The organism is Maribacter caenipelagi (genome assembly GCF_004364175.1).
GTDB lineage: Bacteria > Bacteroidota > Bacteroidia > Flavobacteriales > Flavobacteriaceae > Maribacter > Maribacter caenipelagi.
This window is the reverse complement of sequence record NZ_SNZW01000015.1, coordinates 178,812-200,424: the sequence shown is the minus strand read 5'-3', so window position 1 is coordinate 200,424 and position 21,613 is coordinate 178,812. Positions and strand designations below refer to the sequence as shown.

Genomic DNA, 21,613 nt, shown 5'->3' with positions numbered 1-21,613 from the left:
TTCTTTACGGATTAGGGCTTACAATGTAAAAAACTGACACTTTAGTTTAAGGTCTGTAGCTCTAAAGTGGCATTCGATGTCATCGTTTCTTTGATTTAAATATATAAATAAGCTTGAATAACGCATTTTAAGTGCCAAAAATAACTTGGATACTCACGCTTAAAAATGACATGTCTCATATTACAAACATGAGATAAGTCATTTTCATCTTTGCTGGTAACAACTACATTTGGTTCGATTATTAATTCAATGAGCCAAATGCAGAATGAAACAAAAACGAACTCTAGTTCTTTCTTTTTAAGCGAAGAACGTGCTTTTCTTGATGGTCCAAGAAGTAGGTTTAAAGAGCTTTGGTTTACGTTTAAGGTACAGTATCAGTTTGTTAGAGCATTTAGAAAATTACATTTTATAGGACCTTGTGTTACCGTATTTGGTTCTGCTCGTTTTAAAGAAGATAATACATATTATAAACAAGCAGAGGAAGTTGGTAAAGCTTTATCTGAAATGGGTTTTGCAATAATGACTGGTGGCGGACCCGGTATTATGGAAGCTGCAAATAAAGGCGCTTATCTTAATAATGGATATTCAATAGGATGTAATATAATATTGCCACATGAACAAAAACCGAATCCGTATCTACATAAATGGATAGATATTCCCTATTTCTTTATTAGAAAATTTTTACTGCTTAAGTACTCTTTTGCTTTTGTGGTTTTGCCTGGCGGCATTGGTACGTTAGATGAACTTTTTGAAGCGGTTACCTTAATTCAGACAAAAATGATACAAGATTTTCCGGTGGTCATTTTTGGAAAAGAGTATCATAAAGAATTGTATCATCATATACAGACGATGGCAGAAAATGAAAGCATTTCTAAAAAAGATATGGACTTAATGTTCTTGACCGATTCTGTTGATGACATGAAAGAACATCTAAAAGAACATGCCGTAAAAAGATTTAAACTTATAAAAAGACCAATGAAGACCAAGTGGTGGTTCGGGGAGAAAAAGTCAGTTAGAACTACTTAAAAACGCTATTCAAATCTCAATTATAAATTATAGGAATAGAAAAAATAGGAGTGCAATATGCTTAAAATCAATAATATAAAAATAGTTTTATTCATTTTAATTTCAGTGGTGATTACTTCTTGCCAGTCTAAGAGGCAAGTTGATATTGGATCTTTACAGATAGATAGCACAGCGGTACTATTAGCAACTAAAGAAGAGATAAAAAAGATGGAGAGAATAAAAGTTTCCAATGATATTAAGGTTGGCAGCTATTTTCAATTCATGGATTCTGTAGTAAATAGATACGATTCTCTGGTACCATATGCACTATCAGAACATGTATTGGTGCGTAATAACCCTTGGATCATTGATACTTTGGTAAATACAGATTATTATAGAATGATGGCGCGTGATTCTTTTGTTTATGACCAAAAGCAAATGGTTGTATTGCCAAAGGGTAGTGAGTTGATACTGCCAGATTCAATTTCTGCATGCAAAATATTAGAAGAGTTTTCAACCACTGAAATTGATGTTAATATTCCGGAATATAAGTTGCGCATTTTTCAAGATTCTGTTTTATTGGAAACTTTTCCGGTTAGGGTGGGGCAATATAGAGAGCGGTATTTAAAGTTTGGGGATCGTGTAACAGATTTAAGAACAAAAACAGGAAAAGGAACCATAGTAAGGCATGCAAAGCATCCAGATTTTTATAATCCGGTTGATGGAAAACGATTTTACGTAACCAGACGAGATGATGGTAAAACAACCATGATGCCTCAAATACCTTGGATAGAAACTGAAATAAATAATATTAGAAATGGACAAATGATTCATCCAACTACAAATCCTAAAACTTTAGGTAAAGCATATTCTAATGGGTGTATTGGTCTTGGTGAGGGTGATGCTTGGCGGGTGTATTATTATTCGCCATTAGGCACTAAACTTAAAATTAGATATGATTTAGAAACGTATGATGAGGGTATGGTTATTTCTGTGCTACGAGATGTTTATCATTTATCGAATGATAACTGAACTTAAACTATTTTTTCAAATCACCATTTAGTTTAAACTGAATTTAAATAATTGACACTTATAATTTTATTAATTTTACTAACGTGAACAAACTGTTTTCCATATTGTTATCATCGCTCATCATGCTACAAAGCTTTGGTGTTCATTATGATGATATTGTTCAGCTAGATGAATTAATTGAGCACGCCAAATTTCATAATGAACAATATGGGGATAATGTCATTGTTTTTCTTTCTAAACATTATGGTGAGTTAAAAGCAGACCATCAACGAGAACATCAAGAAGAAAAGAAAGATCACGAAAAGTTACCTTTTAATCATAATGGAACATCTCATACTTGTGTTGCAGACGTAATTTTCAACACCTATAAGTCAGAATTAAACGAAGTAGAATTTTCAGATTTTTCAGACGGCAATTTCTATTACCAAGCACCATCTTCTTCGTTACACTCACAAGGCATTTTACAACCGCCCCGCATTTCGTAATACAATCGATTTTTTATTTTTTTTAGTTCAGATTCATAGTTATGAATTTGAGCGCTTAACATTGATTTATTTGAAAAGATGCTATCACATATCATTAATTTCAGTTTAAAGAATAAGCTTGTTATTCTTTTGTTTACCGTATTTATTATTGGGTACGGTCTATTTGCACTTTCACAAATACCTATTGGGGCTGTGCCAGATGTCACCAATAATCAGGTTCAGGTAATTACAACGTCGCGTAATTTATCTACACAAGATATGGAGCAATTTATCACATATCCGGTTGAACTTGAAATGGCAAACTTACCAGGAGTCAAAGAAATTCGTTCGGTATCTAAGTTTGGTTTGTCCGTTGTTACTATTGTTTTTGAAGATGATTTAGGTACGTATTTACCTAGGCAGCTTATTGCCGAGAAAATTGCTTCTGCTTCAGAGAAAATACCGGCAGGTTTTGGTACGCCACAAATGGGACCGATAACAACTGGGTTGGGTGAAATTTATCAATACGTTTTAGAAGTAGAACCAGAATTCAAAAATGAGTATACGACTACCGAATTAAGAACCATACAAGATTGGATCGTAAAACGTCAATTATCGGGAATACCCGGAGTGGTTGAGGTAAATACCTGGGGCGGATTTTTAAAACAATATGAGGTCGCCATAAATACGCAGAAGTTAAATGCAATGAATATTACTGCCAGTGATGTTTTTAAAGCATTAGAAACTAATAATAGTGTTTCGGGTGGTGGTTATATAGAAAAGGTAAATCAGGCTTTCTTCATTCGCGGCGAAGGATTGGTCTCATCACTTGAGGATATTCGAAATATTGTTATTACCACAAAAGGCGGACTACCAATTTATATAAAAGATGTCGCTATGGTTGATTTTGGTAGCGCGGTTCGTTTTGGTGCTATTACTGGTAATGGTGAAGGCGAGAAGGTATTGGGTCAGGTGATGATGCTGAAAGATGCGAACTCTAAAAAAGTGATTGAAGCGGTAAAAGAACGCGTTGCCGAAATTTCAACTTCGTTACCAAAGGGAGTTTATATTAATCCGTTTTTAGAACGAAGCGAACTTATTGCCAAAACAACTTTTACGGTCAGCGAGAACCTAATTTTAGGATGTTTAATTGTTATTTTTGTAGTGGTATTACTGCTCGGTAATTTTCGATCAGGTTTGGTAGTCGCGTCTGTAATTCCCCTGTGTTTGTTATTTGCATTATCGCTTATGTACCTATTTGGGGTTGATGCTAATTTAATGAGTTTAGGTGCTATAGATTTCGGTATTATTATAGATGGTGCGGTAATTATTGTTGAATTTATAGCCTTTGAAATCACAAGAAAACAGCACGAGATAAACGGGGCGCCCAAAATAGAACAGCAGCGGTTAAAAGATGAAATCACTTTTGGCGGAGCATCTAAAATGATGAATTCTGCTATTTTCGGACAGTTGATTATATTAATCGTTTTTATTCCAATACTTTCTTTAAGCGGGGTAGAGGGTAAAATGTTTAAGCCTATGGCTTTGACTTTTAGTTTCGCATTAATTGGAGCGATGATTTTGTGTTTTACCTATGTACCAGTGGCTGCATCGATATTCTTAAAACCATTAAAAGCTTCGGACAAAAACATATCTGTTCGTTTAATGAAATGGTTGAATAAGAAGTATGAACCCCTAATAAACTGGGCATTACAAAGCAAGAAATTGGTTTTAGGTATTGCAGCAATACTACTTATAGGCGCAGCAATTTTATATACGACTATGGGCGGCGAGTTTGTACCAACTTTAGATGAAGGTGATTTTGTTATTCAACCCGTATTAAAAACTGGAACCTCATTAAGTAAAACGGTAGAGATTACTACCGAGATAGAGAAGATTTTACTCGATAATTTTCCAGAGGTACAACAAGTGGTGACTAGAATAGGAGCTGCCGAAGTACCGACCGATCCTATGTCTATGGAAGAAAGTGATGTCATCATAAAATTAGCGCCAAAAGGGGAGTGGACAAGTGCAAAATCTAAAGATGAGCTTGCAGATAAATTCAAAGAGGCATTATCGATTATACCGGGGATGGAAGTAGAGTTCACACAGCCCATAGAAATGCGTTTTAATGAACTGATTACAGGTGTTCGTGCAGATATTGCTATAAAAATCTTCGGTCCTGATTTAGACGTTTTAGCTAAAAAAGGAAATGAAATCGGAGCATTGATTAAAGATGTTGAAGGTGCTGCAGATATTAGTGTAGAGAAAATAGCGGGTTTGCCCGAAATGAGTGTTGATTATGACCGAGCTAAAATTGCCCGCTTCGGATTAAATATTCAAGAACTGAACGATATGGTTTCTATGGGTTTTGCGGGTAAAACGGCAGGTAATGTTTTTGAAAGTGAAAAGCGGTTCGATTTAGTCGTGCGTTTAGATAAAGCTAAACGACAAGATATTGACGACCTTAAAAACCTGTATGTTGATTTGCCTAATGGAGGAAAGATTCCGTTAAGCGAGCTGGCAGATATCAGTTATAAAAAAGGTGCTGCAAAAATTTCTAGAGATGATACTAAAAGACGCACGGTAGTAGGTATAAATGTCCGTAATCGTGATTTACAATCGGTTGTAGATGATGTCCAAAAATTAATAAATGAGAACGTGAAATTACCAGTAGGTTATACGATAACTTACGGCGGTCAATTTGAAAACTTACAAAGTGCCCGAGACCGGCTTTTAGTTGCGGTACCTATAGCATTAGTGCTCATTTTTGTATTACTATATTTTGCATTTAAATCGGTAAAAGAAGCCCTTATGATATATTCTGCAATTCCGCTGGCAGCAGTTGGTGGTGTGCTGTTATTATGGATGCGAGGCTTACCGTTCAGTATATCTGCAGGGGTAGGTTTCATAGCATTGTTCGGTATCGCAGTATTAAATGGAATTGTGTTGATAGAACATTTTAAAGAGTTGAAAAAGTATTCTTTTGATAGTTTAGATGATTTAATAAAACAAGGCACAAAAGACCGCTTGCGAGCGGTATTATTAACAGCATCGGCTGCAGCACTTGGTTTCTTGCCAATGGCAATATCTACCAATGCAGGGGCAGAAGTTCAGCGACCTTTGGCCACAGTGGTTATAGGTGGTCTGTTTACGGCAACTATATTGACCTTGGTAGTATTACCAGTGTTATATTCCATATTCGATAAACATGAAATCTCAAGAAAACCAATACCAAAAACAACTTTACAAAATGGTATTGCATTTATAGCATTGCTTCTATCTATTGGGGCTTCGGCACAAGAATCAAATAGTCAAAATCTTGATGAATTAATTCCCCTAGCTATTGAGAATAACATGGGTTTAAAAGCAGGTCGACTAAAGGTTGATGAATCTGAAGCATTGATCAATAGTGCATTTATGTTCAATAAAACACATGTGTATTATGAATATGATGAAAATAATCTAGCCATCAACAATGTACCTTTAAAGGTATTTGGCGTACAGCAAGATTTTCGTTTTCCGACTGCTTATTTTTCTGAAAAGAAACTCTATAAGGTGAAGACTACATTGGTGCAAAGTGAATATGATATTCAACGTAAGGCAATAAAAAGAGATGTTACCAGAGGTTATTACGAGTATCAAATTACACGAGAAAAAGTTAGGGTCTATAAAAGGCTAGATAGTTTGTATGCCAATTTTTCACAAGTAGCAGCGCGAAGGTTTGAACTGGGGGAAACCAATTATTTGGAGAAAATAACGGCAGCTTCTAAACAGCGACAAATCAATCTGGACTATCAGCAAGCTATTCAACAAAAATCCGCTGCGTATGCCAATTTGTTGCAATTAATTCAGGTAGAAGATAGTTTAATTATTTCTGAAGAAATGAACTTGAAAATTGACATTCAAGATCTAAATGTAGATGCTTCTCCTGAGTCCGTGTATTATGAAAATAATATGCAATTAATGGCTGCAGAGCGTAAACTAGAAAAGCAGCAGCTATTGCCAGATATCAGTTTAGCCTATTTTCAAGGATCCAACTCAGAATTGAACGATAATCTTTTTGGCTATCAATTAGGGTTAAAAATTCCGCTAATATTCAGTGGAAATACCTCTAGAATAAAGGCGTCTAAAATTGCCAAAGAAAGAGCGGTAGCTGAGTCCGTCGCATATAAAATCCAGATAAAATCGAAGCAAGAAATTTTAGCACAACAAATCGTGCAAATTCAAAACTCACTGAATTACTATGAGAATGAAGGTGCTGAGCTATCCGATGAAATATTGAAGACCGCGAACATCAGCTTCAGAAATGGTGAAATTGATTTCTATCAATATATACAAAGTTTAGAAAGTGCCTATGATATTAAATTGGGCTATCTAGACAAGTTAAAAGCGTATAACGAAACCGCTACAGACATTAATTTCTTAACATTATAAATAAGGGCATCATGCAAAAATATATATTCAAAATAATAACACTTTTAATGTTCACCATAATTTCAAGTTGTGGAGATACAGATAATAAATCAAGTGAGAATGGTGCATCTGAAATACAAAAAGATAATCGCATTCAAATTACGCAAGCACAATTCGATCAGAATAAAATGGAGATTGCTGGTATGACTGAAAGTGATTTTCCAGTTATGATAAACACTTCGGGTATGATAGACGTACCACCAGAAAATAGAGCGGTGGTTAATGCAACTATGGGTGGCTATATTAAAACCACACCTTTGTTAATAGGAGATAAAGTACGTAAAGGACAGTTGTTGGTAACAATAGAAAATCCGGAGTTCGTATCCTTACAACAGCAGTATATGGAGGTGAATGGGCAGTTGGGTTATTTAAAGGCAGAGTACGAACGTCAGCAAACAATGGTAGCCGAAAACATAACATCGAAGAAAAGCTTTTTAAAAGCAGAGAGCGATTATAGAACAGCGGTAGCAAAGTACAACGGACTTCGAAAGCAATTAATCATGTTGAATATATCACCTGAGCAGGTAGAAAAAGGAAATATAAGTTCTGTAGCTACCATTTTTGCGCCTATTGCCGGCAGTATAACGAGTGTAAATGTTTCAAAAGGAACCTATGTTTCTCCCGCAACTTCTATTATTGAGATTATTAATAATGATCATATTCATCTAGAACTTTCAGTTTTTGAAAAAGATATTATGAAGGTCAAAAAAGATCAGGTAGTAGAATTTAAAATACCAGAAGCATCAAAAGAGGTATATATGGCAGAAGTCCATTTGGTAGGTACCTCAATAGGGGAAAATAGAACGATAAAGGTTCACGCACATATAGCAAATGAAGACGAAGCTAATTTTCTTACGGGTATGTTCGTAGAGGCGAATATAATAACAGACACATCAAAACAAATATCGCTGCCTTCAGATGCTATTGCAGTGGTTGATAACGAGTCATATGTGTTGGTTTTAGACGAAAAAAAGGAGGGTATTTATTATTTTAAGCAATTACCAGTCGAGATTTTAGGGAGTTATAAAAATAGAACCTCGTTTAATAATTTGTCATCTTTTCAACAAGATGCACAATTTTTAACAAAAGGTGCGTTTAGCCTGATAGGAGAGTAGCATTAAGAAAGTAGAGAATAAATAAAGATATTGGTACAGTAATTGACTTAGTATGAGTCTATTTAATTAATAGATATGAAAAAATATTTAGTGTTTCTGTTATTTACAGTGATTAGTGTTGGTTCAATAAATGCACAAGACTGGAATACAGATTTTACAATAGCCAAAAATCTTGCTAGAACAAATAATTTACCAATTGTACTTGTATTTCAAGGTTCAGATTGGTGTGCGCCATGCATAAAATTAGACAGGGCAATATGGTCTACAGATGAGTTTAAAAGCTATGCTGAAGAGCATTATGTAATGTTGCAGGCAGATTTTCCTCGTAGAAAGAATAATGCATTGCCAGAAGAACAATTGAACAAGAACAAAGCATTGGCTGAAAGTTATAACAGACAAGGAATTTTTCCTTTTGTAGTAGTTATGAATGCCCATGGTAAAGTTTATGGTGAAACTAGTTACAAGAAATTGACTCCGAAAGAGTATATCGAAGAATTAAATTCATTTATAAAATAGATTGAAGAAACTACTTCTCATATTATTAATATTTTCTGTTGGTCAACTGTATGGTCAAGAGCCTTATAAGCGTACCCTTGAATTAATGGGTAGCCGTTTCGATATTACTGTAGTGGCTAAAGATCCTGTTGAAGGCGATGAGTATATTAATTTGGCTATCAGTGAAATAACAAGAATTGAGAAACTAATTTCTTCATGGGATTCAAACTCGCAGACATCAGAAATTAACAGAAATGCCGGTATTAAGCCAGTACAAGTTGATATTGAATTGTTCAATTTAATACAACGGACAATAGGTATTTCTAAGCTGACAGATGGGGCTTTTGATATTAGTTATGCCTCTATGGACAAAATTTGGAAGTTCGATGGTAGCATGACTGATATGCCTTCAGAAGATGCCATAAGGGCATCTGTGGCTAAAGTTGGATATCAGAATATCATATTGGATAAAGAGTACCATACGGTCTTTCTAAAGTTAGAAGGAATGAAAATTGGTTTCGGAGCCATTGGTAAAGGGTATGCCGCAGATAAAGCAAAAGAGCTGTTAAAATCTAAAGGCGTGGTATCAGGTATCATAAATGCATCGGGCGATATGAATACATGGGGAAAACAGCCTGATGGCACAGAATGGAAGGTTGCCATTACCAACCCGATGAATAAGAATAAAGTATTCGCATTATTACCAATACATAATGGGGCGGTGGTAACATCGGGCAATTATGAGAAGTATGTAAACTTTAATAATATCCGGTACAGCCATATAATTGACCCTAGAAGTGGTTATCCGGCAACGGGCATTATTAGTGTTACTGTATTTGCTCACAAAGCGGAATTGGCAGATGCCTTGGCAACATCTGTATTTGTAATGGGTATAGAGGTTGGTTTAAATAGAATAGAACAGTTGCCACAAGTTGAATGTATTATCATAGACGATAAAGGAAATATTATAACATCAAAGAATATAGAAATAGAGAAATCATGATGAAGAAGTTTTTAATATTTACTCTGATAGCTGGTTCATTTAGTAGCTGTACAGTGTTGAAGGAGTATGAGAAAATAAATATTAATGATCCAGATATGGTTTTGCAAGATAAAAAGGCAGACCGAAATCTAACGACCATGCATTCGTATAGAGAAGCGGCAGTTGGCGCAAACGGAGGTAAAACTGGAGGAGGCTGCGGCTGTAATTAATATAGGATTGAATAGTACAAAAGATGAAAAATAGTAAAATATTATTTTTAATTATAGCCATACTTATGTCTTCCATAAGTTTTGCGCAACAATCGCAAGATTCTGTAAAGACCTATAAAAAGCGTGTTTTAGAAACTACTGAAGTAGATTTTTTGACAAGTTATTATTCTCAAGATGGCGACAATGCGGCTGTAAGTGGTGGTTTAGGAACAGAAGAGTTAACCGATTTTACAGGTACCTTCGTAGTTGCAATACCTTTAAACGATGATGATGTTCTTACCATAGATGCGGGTATTTCGGCATATACTTCTGCTTCTTCAAGTAATGTAGACCCTTTTGATGGTGGCGAGCCGGCAGATCCTTTTGTAGCAAGTTCTGGTGCTTCTAGTTCAGATACTTGGGCAAGTTTATCTGGTTCTTATAGTCATAGTTCAGATGATAGAAATACAATAGTTTCAGGTAAAGTATCCGTATCCAGAGAATATGATTATACCTCTTTAGGTTTCGGTGGTGGATTAACAAAGTTATTCAATGAAAAGAATACAGAAGTCAGTGTAAATGCCAATGTTTATTTAGATAATTGGACCGCTATTTACCCTCAAGAATTAAGACCTTTCGCGAGTGGAGCAAATGGTTTAGCTAATGGCTTTTTTAGCAATAAAACAATTACGGGCAATACAAATTACAATCCCATATTCAACGAGTTTTCTGATGAATCAAGAAATTCTTATTCCGTAGGATTCGGATTTTCTCAAATTCTGAGCAAAAACCTCCAGGGTTCCTTGGCATTAGATTTTATACAGCAAGATGGCTTGTTGTCTACTCCGTTTCAAAGGGTTTATTTCAGCGATGTCGCAGATTCGTTTATAGATAATTTTCAATTGGCAGATGCCATAGAGCAATTACCGGATACCAGATTTAAGGTTGCTGCTGGCGGTCGTTTAAACTGGTATATTAACGAAACAGTGGTTGTAAGAAGCTTCTATCGTTATTACTACGATGATTGGGGAATTAATTCCCATACGGCAAGTGTAGAGGTGCCAATTAAGCTTACAGATAAGTTTACCATATATCCATCGTACAGATATTATCAGCAGACCGCCGCAGATTACTTCTTTGGTTATGAAGAAGCACTTTCTACTGATACGTTTTATACCTCTGACTATGATTTATCTAAATATTCGGCAAACCAATTTGGTATGGGCGTTTCGTATACAGATATTTTTACAAAAATGCATATATGGAAACTCGGGCTTAAAAGCATTGACCTAAAATTCTACAAATATGATAGAGACACCACTTTTAGCTCTAGTATTATCACCGCAGGATTTAAGTTTGTGATGGACTAGGTTAAGTATTGGTATTTTGATTTTTACGTATTGGTAATACTCGTTTACTACTTAAAAATTTTACTTGAATTTTAGACTCAGGTCTTAAAAACACCCTATTGTTGGGAATTATTTTTGCTTTTTACAATGGCAGGGCTGGTTTTAAAAATGTACAGGTAAAATAGCGCAAATATTATATAAATAACTGTTAGAGGAATAATGATTTCTGAATAATTAGCACTGTTAGCGGCGATTTTTATTAATGCAATTGCCCCAACACCAAAATGCATTAAATTCCCCATAGTAATTGGTCTATTGTATATTCCTCCAAATAATGTTCCTCTCGCCATCCAATTTAAAATTCCAAACGCCATATACAATGCACCCAAGATTTTTATGAAGAGTATTGTTATAATATTTGATTCAATGTCTAGATAGTCAATTATTTCATTAGGTAAAAAAGAAATAGTTAGCCCCATAATTGCTGAAAACAAGGAGCTTAAAGTCATTATTATTTTTGTATTCAATTATATTTATTTTAGATTAATAACTAATTGGTCGGTTAAATAAAATTTTGTTACAAATTGTTACCAACTTAGAAGTATAAATGTAGAGATAATGGAATTGAGAAAAGAGTACGACCTTATTTGTGTAGGCGCAGGTATCATGAGTGCTACGTTAGCCTTATTGGTAAAACAGTTAAAGCCAGATCTTAATGTACTGATCGTTGAACGATTAGATAAAGTAGCACAAGAAAGCTCAGCCGCTTGGAACAATGCTGGTACAGGTCATTCTGCCTTATGCGAGCTTAATTACACACCCGAAGATGAAGAAGGGCATGTGAATATAAAAAAGGCGATAGACATTTGTACGCAATTTGAAACCTCTAAACAATATTGGTCATTTTTAGTGGCTGAAGGATTAATTAAAGATCCTAAATCATTTATTACTCCCGTGCCCCATCACAGTTGGGTAAAAGGGAAAGACAATGCCGACTATCTTGAAAAACGATTTGAAGCTTATAAAGAGCACTTTATGTTCGATACTATCGAGTTTACCAGAGAGGCTGAAAAGATGCAAGAGTGGTTTCCTTTGATGATGCATGGTAGAACTGAAGATGAGGTAATGGCAGCTTCTAGAATAGATAGGGGAACAGAAATGAATTATGGTTCGTTAACAGCGCAATTATTCGATATTCTAGAAAAGAAGTATGATACTAAGGTATTGTTCAATACCGAGGTTGAAGATATTGACCCTGATCATGATGTAGACTGGTTGGTAAAAATGGAAAATCTTACAACGGGGAAGAAAGGTACTGTAGATTCAGAGCATGTTTTTATAGGTGCTGGCGGTGGTAGTTTGTTATTATTACAAAAAGTAGAGATTGATGAAAAGGATGGTTATGGTGGTTTCCCGGTAAGCGGGGAGTGGTTGGTATGTAAAAATCCAGATATAACCAACCAACATAATGCTAAGGTATATAGCAAAGCAGGTATTGGTGATCCACCTATGTCCGTACCTCATTTAGATACGCGCTTTATCAACGGAAAAAAAGAATTGTTGTTCGGTCCGTTTGCAGGGTTTAGCCCTAAGTTTTTAAAAGAAGGTTCTTATTTAGATTTATTGAAATCTATCAATTTTGAAAATATACCATCAATGTGGGGTGTGTTTTGGCACAATTTACCGCTAACAAAATATTTGGTGGAACAGGTAGCTATGAGCTTTGAAGATAGAATGGACTCGTTAAGAGTATTTCTTAAAGATGCCAAAAACGAAGACTGGGAGATAATGGTAGCCGGTCAACGAGTACAAACGATTAAGAAAGATGAGTTTGAAGGCGGTTCGTTGGAATTTGGCACACAGCTAGTAAGTAGTAAAGATGGTAGAATTACCTGCTTGCTAGGGGCATCGCCTGGTGCATCAACATCGGTGAAGATTATGTTAGATGTACTTGAAAAGGCATTTCCAGAATTAACAACGTCTGAAAAAGGAAAAGAACAATTGAATATAATGGTCCCTTTTTACAAAAAAGAAGTATCCAAGGTTTTGTTTGAAAAAGAATTAGAGAAGGTTTCTAAAATTCTTGAATTATAGAAAGCAATTTTTATTTAAGATAGTTTTAAACTTAATAGCACTAAGTCAGTACAATAATATTAAGGATCTTGCATTATCATTCTTTACCACAGATGCAATCAATAATAAATGCGATTTATATTCCTTATATTTTTTCTTTTAATTATAAGTTTTGCCGGGCATGCACAATTAAATGATTTAACTCGTTTAGATTTTACATTCATCCCCAATAAAGGTTCAGATGTTGAGTATACGCGATCACGATTTTTAGTCAATTACCCATTAAAACTTAAAAAGGAAGGTGAATATTTACTCTTAGGAATAGATTATAGTAACGTACATCTACGTTTTAAAAATGATGAGCTTCCTTTTGATAGAGATTTATTAAATGATTTTAAATTATTGGATTTTACTTTTGGGTACACAAAACCTTTAAAAAATGAATGGCGATTGGGAGTACGATTTCAACCAGGGATTAGTACTAACCTAACTGCCAAAAGTTTAAATGCCAATGACTTTGTTTTTTCAGGAGACGTTGTGTTCATTAAAAGTTTTGAAAATGATATAGGTAGGCTATCTCGTTTAATTGTTGGATTATCATACTCACAAAATAGGGGGTATGTTTTTCCTTTACCCTTTATAAGCTATTACAAAAAATTTAGACCTGATTGGTCATATAATATAGGTATACCAAAAACTAATTTACAATATCACCTTTCTGATAAACATCGCCTTAAGCTATTCACGCAATTAGATGGGTTCACTTCTAACATACAAAACGGGGCATTGGTAAACGGTGAGGAATATGCAGAAATAATAAATATGTCTTTAATCAACGGTGGTCTACAATACGAGTATCATTTTACGGATCATTTGCAATTAGATGTTCGTGCCGCTTATAATTTCAGTTTGAGCAATAAACTAAAAGACGGAAAAAATAATACATTACTCACCATTGATAATGACTCTAGAAGTTATTTTAGAGCAGTATTAAAGTTCAAAATATAATCAACTAGTAGAAAAAAAACGCCGAAATCTTATATTTCGGCGTTTTCGTTTTACAATAGCATAAGGGCATTAGCCAATTACCGATTTTTCAGTAATAAATGGTTGATTATAATGTCTTTGACCTGTAGCTTTATATAGGGCATTTGCCAAAGCTCCGATAATAGGAGGCAAAGATGGCTCTCCCAATCCGGTTGGGTCTATTCCATTATCCACGAAAAAGCTTTCAATTTCTTTCGGTGCTTCTTTGTGTCGTATTAAGCGATACGTATCAAAATTTTTATGTTGAGGTTTACCATCTTCAAAAGTCATTTCGCTATAGGTAGCGTGACCGATGCCATCAATGATTCCGCCTTCAATTTGATTTTTAGCAGCCATTGGGTTTATGACAATTCCGCAATCTACCGCACACCATACTTTATTAACCGTTGGTGACTTTGTATCGGTAGACATATCTAAAACTTGTGCAACATAAGAGTTGTGGCAGTAGTAAGCAGAAACACCCCTTGCAGCACCGTTTTTCTCACTTCCGTCCCAACCAGATTTTTCTCTCACTAATTTAAGTACACCTGCATAACGAACAGGGTCGTAGTCATTATTTTCTGGTTCACCAACAGGGTTTTTAAAAGCCCTATCAAATAATTCTAATCTAAATTCTATCGGATCTTTACCAGCAGCTTCGGCAACTTCATCTAAGAATGCTTGTTCTGCACCGGCAATAAAATTAGAACGTGGTGCACGCCATGCACCTGTAGTAACATTTGTTTCTAGACTGAATTTTTCAGCTAGGTAATTATCTACTGCTCCTGCCGGAAATCTATTTTCAAAAAGTAAATCATCATTAGATCCCGCACCTTTAACGTGCCATGCAATTAAATTACCTTCCTTATCTAAACCTGCTTTATATTTTACTTTATAAGTTGGGCGGTAGGTACCTTGGGTCATATCATCTTCACGGGTGTACACCAATTTAATTGGTGCTTGCATGTGTTGAGAAATTACTGCAGCTTCCACACCGAAAGTTCCATACAGACGACGACCAAATCCGCCACCCATACGGCTCATTTTAATATCTATTTTCTCCACTGGCATACCTAATCTCGAAGCCAAGGTCTTTTCTAAAAATTCAGGAGTTTGTATTGGTCCGTTGAATAAAGCTCTTTCAGCAGTAACATCTGCATAAAAGTTCATCGGTTCCATCGTATTGTGTGCTAAAAAAGGAGCGCTGTATGTGCGTTCTATAACTTTATCCGCTTTTTTAAAAGCACTAGCTACATTACCATCTTTACGAGCAGGTTGTTTAGAAGAAGTGTTCAATAACTTTGTCAATGCTACATTATGACCTTCTGTACTTTCTAAAGCCGAAGATTCTTCCCACTCTACATTTAAAGCTTTTTTAGCCTGCATACATTGCCAAGTACTCTCGCCAACAATAGCAACTAGTTTATCGATACCACCTGCATCAGACCATTGTTTTTCCGTTTCATCTTTATATACATCAATAGGAAAAACATCTTTAATACCTGGCATAGATTTTACAGCATCGGCATTCATAGATTTAAAAGTCATGCCAAACGCAGGAGGGTGTACGATCATGGCAATCATCATTCCTTCTTCTTGAATATCAATTCCGAATAAAGGCTTTCCGGTTATAATATTTGGACCGTCAACATTTAGTCTATCAGTTCCAATAATATCAAAATCATTTGTTTCTTTAAGTTTCACTTCTTCAGGAACTGGCATCGTTGCTGCTTTCGAAGCCATATCCCCAAATCCGGCTGAGTTATTTGATGCGGCGTGACTTATAACACCGGCATCAACTGTAATTTCAGATGCATCAACCTGCCAAGCATCTGCAGCTGCGGCAACTAGCATATGTCTAGCAGTAGCACCTGCCATTCTTAAGCCTGACCAACCAACACGAATAGATTGACTACCACCTGCCAATTGTCTTTGAAAAATATCGGTATTTAAAGGCGCTTGTTCAACGATTACATTTTTCCAATCGACATCTAATTCATCTGCCACGATCATGGGCATAGAGGTTTTTACATTCTGTCCAATTTCTGGGTTAGGCGACATAATAGTTACCATACCATTATCTCCAATTTTAAGAAAGCTATTAATATCGAACCATTCTTTTGGTATGTTGCTTACCTGCTCTGGGGTGGGCTTGCATGATGCTAGCCAACTGAATCCTAAAATCATACCACCACCGGCAAGCGAACCGCTTTTTAAGAAAGAACGTCTATTATATGTTGTTTTAATAAGTGTCATCTGTGTTTTTTTTGAAGGTTAATATCCCAAAACTGTGGGGCAAAGTGTTTACGCGTTAGAAATACTTGAAGCATTTTTAATTGCTTTCTTAATTCGCGTATATGTGCCACAACGACAGATATTACCGTTCATAGCATCTTCAATTTCTGTATCTGTAGGGTTAGGGTTTCGTTTTAAAAATGCACTAGCATTCATAATTTGACCTGCTTGACAATAGCCACATTGGTAGACATCTTCTTCTAACCAAGCCTTTTGAACCGGATGGTCTCCGTTTTCAGAAAGTCCCTCAATTGTTGTAATTGATTGCTCTCCAACGGCAGAAACCGGCAGTTGGCAAGAGCGTACAGCATTATCGCCTAAGTGAACGGTACAAGCACCACATTGTGCAATACCACAACCAAATTTTGTACCTACCAATTTTAAATTATCTCGTAATACCCAAAGTATTGGTGTAGTGGGATCTACATCTACTTCTTGAGTTTTTCCATTTACTTTTAAACTGAAATTTGCCATTCGTTTATCCTATTTATTTGAGTCCCTTGAAATTAGGAATTTTTTTAGAGTAAAACGGAGCAATGAATCATAAATTATCAAATTTTTATTTTTCCTACTTTTTAATCCAACGTTATAAAATCATAAAAGCGCAGTTTTTATTTTCGAGAATCGGTTTTAGTAAGTGGTAGTTCGTTCTTTCAGTCGCCTTATTAGAGCATATTCTAGAGCGTAAAACGAAAAGAGCTATTTAAAAATTCTATTGTGATATTCCTTTACTGTTGACCTAAGTACTTTTAACATGCATAATTACATAATGCTTATTTCTGGGCATTTTAGTTAAAAATATTAGACGATGATCACGCAACATATTTCAGACACTGTTTCTGAATCCATTATACATACCATAGGCGATACGCCTTTGGTACAACTAAATAGAATTTTCAAACAAAATAAATTTAACCTTTTTGGAAAGTTAGAAGCAGCAAACCCTGGCGGAAGCATAAAAGATAGAACGTCACTTTTTATAGTACAACAAGCACTTGCCAATGGTAGAATTAAAAAAGGAGATACGGTAGTGGAATCAAGCTCAGGTAATATGGCGGTTGGCTTGGCGCAGGCATGCTTGTATTATGGTCTTAAATTGATTGTAGTAGTAGATCCGAAATTGAATTCGCACACTGAAAAAATTCTAAAAACATATGGTGCTCGCATAGAAAAAATTACAGAACCAAAAAAGGATGGTGGTTTTCTAGCGGCAAGATTAGAACGTGTGCAAAATCTGTTAATCAGTATCCCTAATAGTTTTTGGTCGAACCAATATGGTAATCAAGACAATCCATTAACGCATCATAAAACGATGACAGAGATGATGGACTCTCTACAAGGAAAGTTAGATTACCTATTTGTGGCAACCAGTACATGCGGAACTTTAATGGGCTGTGCAGATTATATTTATGAAAACAATCTTGATACTAAAATTATTGCGGTAGATGCCGTTGGCAGTGTGCTTTTTGGTGGTCCGCCATTGAAAAGATTAATTCCTGGCCATGGGGCAGGCGTACCGTCACAATTTTTAGATACCGATAGAATTCACGACCACATGTATGTTGATGATGTTGATTGTGCTAGAGGATGTTGGTCATTATTAGAAAGCGAATCTATTTTATGTGGAGGTTCTTCAGGTGGCATGATCAGTGCGGTAAAAAAATATAGTAAGCATATCGAAGAAGGTAGTAATTGTGCACTGTTTTTATGTGATCGCGGTGAACGTTATTTAGATACTATTTATAACAAAGAGTGGTTGTTGAAGAAACTTCCAGAAAGTAGAAACGCCTTTACACCGATTGGTGGGTGGTAAGTAAGTTTATGAACTGCGATACAGCATACAAAATAGGAATTATAGGTTTTGGACCTAAGGGTTTTTATGGTTTTGAACGATTGGCTGCATTTTTACATGAAGCTTCTATTTTTCAATCTATAGAGATTCATCTATTCAACACAACACGTTTTTTTGCGGCAGGTGATGTATACCGTACAGATCAACCTGATTTTTTAATTATGAATTATGCGAATAGGAATATTAATAGTTGGACATTAAGAGAACCCTTACCTATTGTAAAAAATCCGAAAGATTTTATCTCATGGCTAAAGCAAAATGATATACCTAATGCTGGACCTGGAGACTATGCTCCCAGAAAAACTGTTGGTCAATATCTAATCCACTGTTTTGAATCTGTCATTGAAAGTTTACCAAAGAATATTAAAGTAGTTACACACATTGGTTCGGTAATAAATGTTTATAAAAATAATGGTGATTACCATGTTTCAGGTAAGTACAAAGATTTAGGTAACGAGTTTAATGTAGTATGCCAAAAGGTATTGTTCACCACTGGTCATGTTTCATTTAAATCTCAGATAAACAATACTATAAGTCTTGAAAAAAAGATAGATTTTATTTATCCGACGAACGAAAAATTGAGTTTGGTAACACCTAAGTCACAAGTGGCTGTCAAAGGATTTGGACTAACCGCTATTGATGCAATTTTAGCTTTAACCGAGGGTAGAGGAGGTATCTTTAAAAAGAATGATAAAGGAATTTTAAAATATATTACTTCAGAAAAAGAGCCCTATAAAATATATCCTTTTTCAAGAACTGGGTTGCCCATGGTACCCAGAAATGGATCACCAATTTCAGAATTAGCACTTCAGTTTTTTACAGACGAAGTAGTTCAAAACTTGAAATCTAAAAAACCAATTAGTTTTAATAGCACCCTTTTACCATTGATAAAAAAGGAATTTTACTACGCATTTTATAGTGTTTTGTTCAATAATAACGGACATAAATTTTACTGCGATGATGACTTTACGGTAATGGAAAATCAGGTTCAATATTTTCACGAAGATTATCCTGAGAGTCCTGTTTTTAATTGGGAAGCTATTGTTAATCCGTTCAAAGATGAGCCTATTTTATCGTCTATGGTACAACAAGTTTATGTCGAGATTTTAATAGATGAAGCAAAACTGGGCGAAGATAATAGTCCGTTTATGGCTGCAGTCGCTATGTGGCGAAAAATAAGTCCCATTTTCAATGAAATATATAGTTTTGGAGGTCTAGATGCAGAATCACATAAAGAGTTCGATACCTATTATTTCGGACTCTTCAATAGATTATCTTACGGTCCACCAGTTAAGAACATGCAAAAAATGTTAGCGTTGTGCAAAGCAGGAATTTTAGATTTCTCGTATACAAAATCGGCACGTATTGCACCAAATGACGTCAATGATAATTTTACTTTAGAGATTGAAAGTGGGCAGGCAACTGAAATAAATTACCTGATAAACGCCACTATATCACGAGCCAAACAAAATGGTTTCGAAAACGAATTATATCAAAATTTACATAAAAACGGACTCATACGTGAGTATGAGAATATTACGAATACAAGGTATATACCGGGCTGTCTAGAGATAAATTCCAAGGGAAATCCGGTTTCAAAAACAGGAATCGTAAATAACAATATTACTTTTTATGGCACACCAACAGAAGGTATTACCTGCGATAATGATACATTATCAAGAACTAGAAATGATTTTGCAACAGATTGGGCAAAAGAAACGTGCACTGCAATTTTAAAAAGAGATGGAAGAACAGAAAACTATGATAGAACAGAAAATGTACTATAAAGGAAAACCAAAGAATGAATTAACACCGATTACTTCGAATTGGATGCATGAACTGTTCAATGATCAAACAGTGGTAAGAGGTTTAGTTGAACGATATGGTTCACCAATAAACATACATCATTTACCATCTTTTAATCAAAATTGCGAGAGCTACAAACAGGTTTTTGAATCATACGGATTAAAATATAGAATTTTCTATGCTAGAAAAGCAAACAAATCAAAAGGCTTGGTCAAGCAGGCATTTGCATCGGGTATAGGTGTAGATACTGCAAGTTTTAAAGAATTGGAGCAATCTTTATCATTAGGTGGAAATAGCGAAAATTTAGTATTGACAGCGGCCATAAAAACCGAGGCGCAAATTGAGTTGGCAATACAAACAGGTGTGCCAATTATTTTAGATAATGAAGATGAGTGTAGGTTAACCCAAGCCGTTGCTATAAGAATAGGTAAAAAAGCGAATGTAGGTTTCCGCATTAGCGGATTTAGCGTTAACGGAGAAAAATTATACAGTCGATTTGGCTTTGACGTAGATGAGGTCATTGATTTTATAGGTTCTTATGTCGGTGAGAATAAAGCGTTCAATCTATTAGAAGTAACAGGATTACATTTTCATTTAGATGGGTATTCAACTCACCAACGAAGCGTTAGTTTAATTTCGAGTATACATATTGCGGCAGCTTTAAAAGACAAAGGTCATGAGGTATCTTTTATCGATATAGGTGGCGGAATTCTAATGAACTATTTAGAAGATGAAGAAGAGTGGTCGAGTTTCAATGAAAATTTAAAGAAAGCAGTTACTGATCAAAGCAATGATATTACGTTTAACAATAATGGTCTTGGTTTTAGACTAGAAAATGGTGAACTAAGAGGTAGGTTAAATACCTATCCGTTTTTCAATAAAATAAATAAAGGCACTTTTCTAAAAGAAGTATTAGACTTTATGGATGAAGAATCCGGCTTGTCGGTTGCATCATTGTTACTTCAGAATAATATTGAAATCCGCATTGAACCAGGGCGTTCTTTACTGGACCAAGTAGGTATGACGGTTGCGAAGGTCATCCATAGAAAAAAGGATGCCAAAGGTCAATGGCTAGTTGGCTTAGAAATGAATATGAGCCAGATGATGAGTTCTAGCGCCGATTTTCTTTTGGATCCCTATATGATGTATAATTCAGAAGTAGAGGAAGACGAATCTGTTGATTTATTTTTTACCGGAGCCTATTGTTTAGAAAGAGATGTGCTTTTAAAACGTAAAACAAGATTGCCGAGATTGCCAGAAATAGGGGAGTATGTAGCCTTTGTAAACACAGCTGGTTACATGATGCACTTTTTTGAAACCGAAGCGCACCTTTTCGAACTATCTACAAATTTAATATTTACGGGTTCTAATGAGAAGCTATCATTTTTTCAGTTTATCGATGATACTAAAATAGTACTTGAATAATTTCGTCTG

General features: G+C 35.3%; 17 protein-coding genes. 14 read left to right on the top strand and 3 right to left on the bottom strand.

All coding sequences use genetic code 11. From position 1 onward, the window contains the following. Positions 1 to 258 precede the first annotated feature (258 nt). The 9 genes from DFQ03_RS11415 to DFQ03_RS11375 all read left to right on the top strand — a co-directional run bounded on the left by DFQ03_RS11415 (position 259) and on the right by DFQ03_RS11375 (position 11,148). Entirely contained in the window at positions 259 to 1,026 is a 768-nt protein-coding gene (locus DFQ03_RS11415) for an LOG family protein (RefSeq protein WP_133673313.1), read from the top strand. A gap of 57 nt (positions 1,027 to 1,083) precedes the next feature. Then, positions 1,084 to 2,037 carry a L,D-transpeptidase gene (locus DFQ03_RS11410; RefSeq protein WP_133673312.1) on the top strand — a complete coding sequence of 318 codons (954 nt, stop codon included), beginning with the start codon at positions 1,084 to 1,086 and terminating at the stop codon, positions 2,035 to 2,037. 83 nt (positions 2,038 to 2,120) lie between these two features. Further along, positions 2,121 to 2,522, top strand: coding sequence for a hypothetical protein (locus DFQ03_RS11405; RefSeq protein ID WP_133673311.1), 402 nt, complete (start codon positions 2,121 to 2,123; stop codon positions 2,520 to 2,522). A 78-nt stretch (positions 2,523 to 2,600) separates the two neighbouring features. Beyond that, entirely contained in the window at positions 2,601 to 6,938 is a 4,338-nt protein-coding gene (locus tag DFQ03_RS11400; RefSeq protein ID WP_133673310.1) for a CusA/CzcA family heavy metal efflux RND transporter, read from the top strand. Between the two features lie 11 nt (positions 6,939 to 6,949). Further along, complete coding sequence (locus tag DFQ03_RS11395) at positions 6,950 to 8,092, top strand: efflux RND transporter periplasmic adaptor subunit (RefSeq protein WP_133673309.1); 1,143 nt, start codon at positions 6,950 to 6,952, stop codon at positions 8,090 to 8,092. A 75-nt stretch (positions 8,093 to 8,167) separates the two neighbouring features. Then, positions 8,168 to 8,608 carry a thioredoxin family protein gene (locus DFQ03_RS11390; protein ID WP_133673308.1) on the top strand — a complete coding sequence of 147 codons (441 nt, stop codon included), beginning with the start codon at positions 8,168 to 8,170 and terminating at the stop codon, positions 8,606 to 8,608. A 1-nt stretch (position 8,609) separates the two neighbouring features. Beyond that, positions 8,610 to 9,590 (top strand): FAD:protein FMN transferase, encoded by a 981-nt coding sequence (locus DFQ03_RS11385; protein ID WP_133673307.1) that lies wholly within the window; start codon positions 8,610 to 8,612, stop codon positions 9,588 to 9,590. Beyond that, a complete protein-coding gene (locus tag DFQ03_RS11380) occupies positions 9,587 to 9,799 on the top strand; it encodes a DUF4266 domain-containing protein (protein ID WP_133673306.1) in 213 nt (70 codons plus the stop codon). The genes DFQ03_RS11385 and DFQ03_RS11380 overlap by 4 nt, the downstream gene beginning before the upstream one ends. Positions 9,800 to 9,822: 23 nt before the next feature. Beyond that, positions 9,823 to 11,148 carry a DUF3570 domain-containing protein gene (locus DFQ03_RS11375; protein WP_133673305.1) on the top strand — a complete coding sequence of 442 codons (1,326 nt, stop codon included), beginning with the start codon at positions 9,823 to 9,825 and terminating at the stop codon, positions 11,146 to 11,148. Between the two features lie 95 nt (positions 11,149 to 11,243). Here DFQ03_RS11375 and DFQ03_RS11370 read toward each other — a convergent pair whose 3' ends face one another. Then, positions 11,244 to 11,654, bottom strand: a complete 411-nt coding sequence (locus DFQ03_RS11370) for a hypothetical protein (protein ID WP_133673304.1) — start codon at positions 11,652 to 11,654, stop codon at positions 11,244 to 11,246. Between the two features lie 91 nt (positions 11,655 to 11,745). Here DFQ03_RS11370 and mqo point away from each other — a divergent pair, with 91 nt between their 5' ends. After that, complete coding sequence (mqo, locus tag DFQ03_RS11365) at positions 11,746 to 13,221, top strand: malate dehydrogenase (quinone) (RefSeq protein WP_133673303.1); 1,476 nt, start codon at positions 11,746 to 11,748, stop codon at positions 13,219 to 13,221. Positions 13,222 to 13,329: 108 nt separating this feature from the next. Further along, positions 13,330 to 14,208: a DUF6268 family outer membrane beta-barrel protein gene (locus DFQ03_RS11360; RefSeq protein WP_133673302.1), complete on the top strand. Its 879-nt coding sequence runs from the start codon at positions 13,330 to 13,332 to the stop codon at positions 14,206 to 14,208. Between the two features lie 69 nt (positions 14,209 to 14,277). Here the strand turns inward: DFQ03_RS11360 and DFQ03_RS11355 are convergent, their stop codons facing one another. Both DFQ03_RS11355 and DFQ03_RS11350 read right to left on the bottom strand, forming a co-directional pair. After that, positions 14,278 to 16,482, bottom strand: coding sequence for a xanthine dehydrogenase family protein molybdopterin-binding subunit (locus DFQ03_RS11355; RefSeq protein WP_133673301.1), 2,205 nt, complete (start codon positions 16,480 to 16,482; stop codon positions 14,278 to 14,280). A gap of 48 nt (positions 16,483 to 16,530) precedes the next feature. Beyond that, entirely contained in the window at positions 16,531 to 16,995 is a 465-nt protein-coding gene (locus tag DFQ03_RS11350; RefSeq protein ID WP_133673300.1) for a (2Fe-2S)-binding protein, read from the bottom strand. A 334-nt stretch (positions 16,996 to 17,329) separates the two neighbouring features. Between DFQ03_RS11350 and sbnA the strand changes: the two genes are divergently transcribed. The 3 genes from sbnA to DFQ03_RS11335 are packed head-to-tail and all read left to right on the top strand — an operon-like array spanning position 17,330 to position 21,604. Next, positions 17,330 to 18,334 (top strand): 2,3-diaminopropionate biosynthesis protein SbnA, encoded by a 1,005-nt coding sequence (gene sbnA, locus DFQ03_RS11345; RefSeq protein WP_133673299.1) that lies wholly within the window; start codon positions 17,330 to 17,332, stop codon positions 18,332 to 18,334. Between the two features lie 8 nt (positions 18,335 to 18,342). Further along, entirely contained in the window at positions 18,343 to 20,160 is a 1,818-nt protein-coding gene (locus tag DFQ03_RS11340) for an FAD/NAD(P)-binding protein (RefSeq protein ID WP_133673298.1), read from the top strand. Continuing rightward, positions 20,117 to 21,604, top strand: coding sequence for a type III PLP-dependent enzyme domain-containing protein (locus tag DFQ03_RS11335; RefSeq protein ID WP_243834484.1), 1,488 nt, complete (start codon positions 20,117 to 20,119; stop codon positions 21,602 to 21,604). Before DFQ03_RS11340 ends, DFQ03_RS11335 begins: the two co-directional genes overlap by 44 nt. Positions 21,605 to 21,613: the final 9 nt, after the last annotated feature.

Bases quoted from the DNA above. Each gene is read 5' to 3' on its own strand.
- DFQ03_RS11415 (WP_133673313.1), top strand. From the start codon at position 259: ATGCAGAATGAAACAAAAACGAACTCTAGTTCTTTCTTTTTAAGCGAA.
- DFQ03_RS11410 (WP_133673312.1), top strand. From the start codon at position 1,084: ATGCTTAAAATCAATAATATAAAAATAGTTTTATTCATTTTAATTTCA.
- DFQ03_RS11400 (WP_133673310.1), top strand. From the start codon at position 2,601: ATGCTATCACATATCATTAATTTCAGTTTAAAGAATAAGCTTGTTATT.
- DFQ03_RS11395 (WP_133673309.1), top strand. From the start codon at position 6,950: ATGCAAAAATATATATTCAAAATAATAACACTTTTAATGTTCACCATA.
- DFQ03_RS11390 (WP_133673308.1), top strand. From the start codon at position 8,168: ATGAAAAAATATTTAGTGTTTCTGTTATTTACAGTGATTAGTGTTGGT.
- DFQ03_RS11380 (WP_133673306.1), top strand. From the start codon at position 9,587: ATGATGAAGAAGTTTTTAATATTTACTCTGATAGCTGGTTCATTTAGT.
- DFQ03_RS11375 (WP_133673305.1), top strand. From the start codon at position 9,823: ATGAAAAATAGTAAAATATTATTTTTAATTATAGCCATACTTATGTCT.
- mqo (WP_133673303.1), top strand. From the start codon at position 11,746: ATGGAATTGAGAAAAGAGTACGACCTTATTTGTGTAGGCGCAGGTATC.
- DFQ03_RS11360 (WP_133673302.1), top strand. From the start codon at position 13,330: ATGCGATTTATATTCCTTATATTTTTTCTTTTAATTATAAGTTTTGCC.
- DFQ03_RS11355 (WP_133673301.1), bottom strand. From the start codon at position 16,482: ATGACACTTATTAAAACAACATATAATAGACGTTCTTTCTTAAAAAGC.
- DFQ03_RS11350 (WP_133673300.1), bottom strand. From the start codon at position 16,995: ATGGCAAATTTCAGTTTAAAAGTAAATGGAAAAACTCAAGAAGTAGAT.
- sbnA (WP_133673299.1), top strand. From the start codon at position 17,330: ATGATCACGCAACATATTTCAGACACTGTTTCTGAATCCATTATACAT.
- DFQ03_RS11340 (WP_133673298.1), top strand. From the start codon at position 18,343: ATGAACTGCGATACAGCATACAAAATAGGAATTATAGGTTTTGGACCT.
- DFQ03_RS11335 (WP_243834484.1), top strand. From the start codon at position 20,117: ATGGAAGAACAGAAAACTATGATAGAACAGAAAATGTACTATAAAGGA.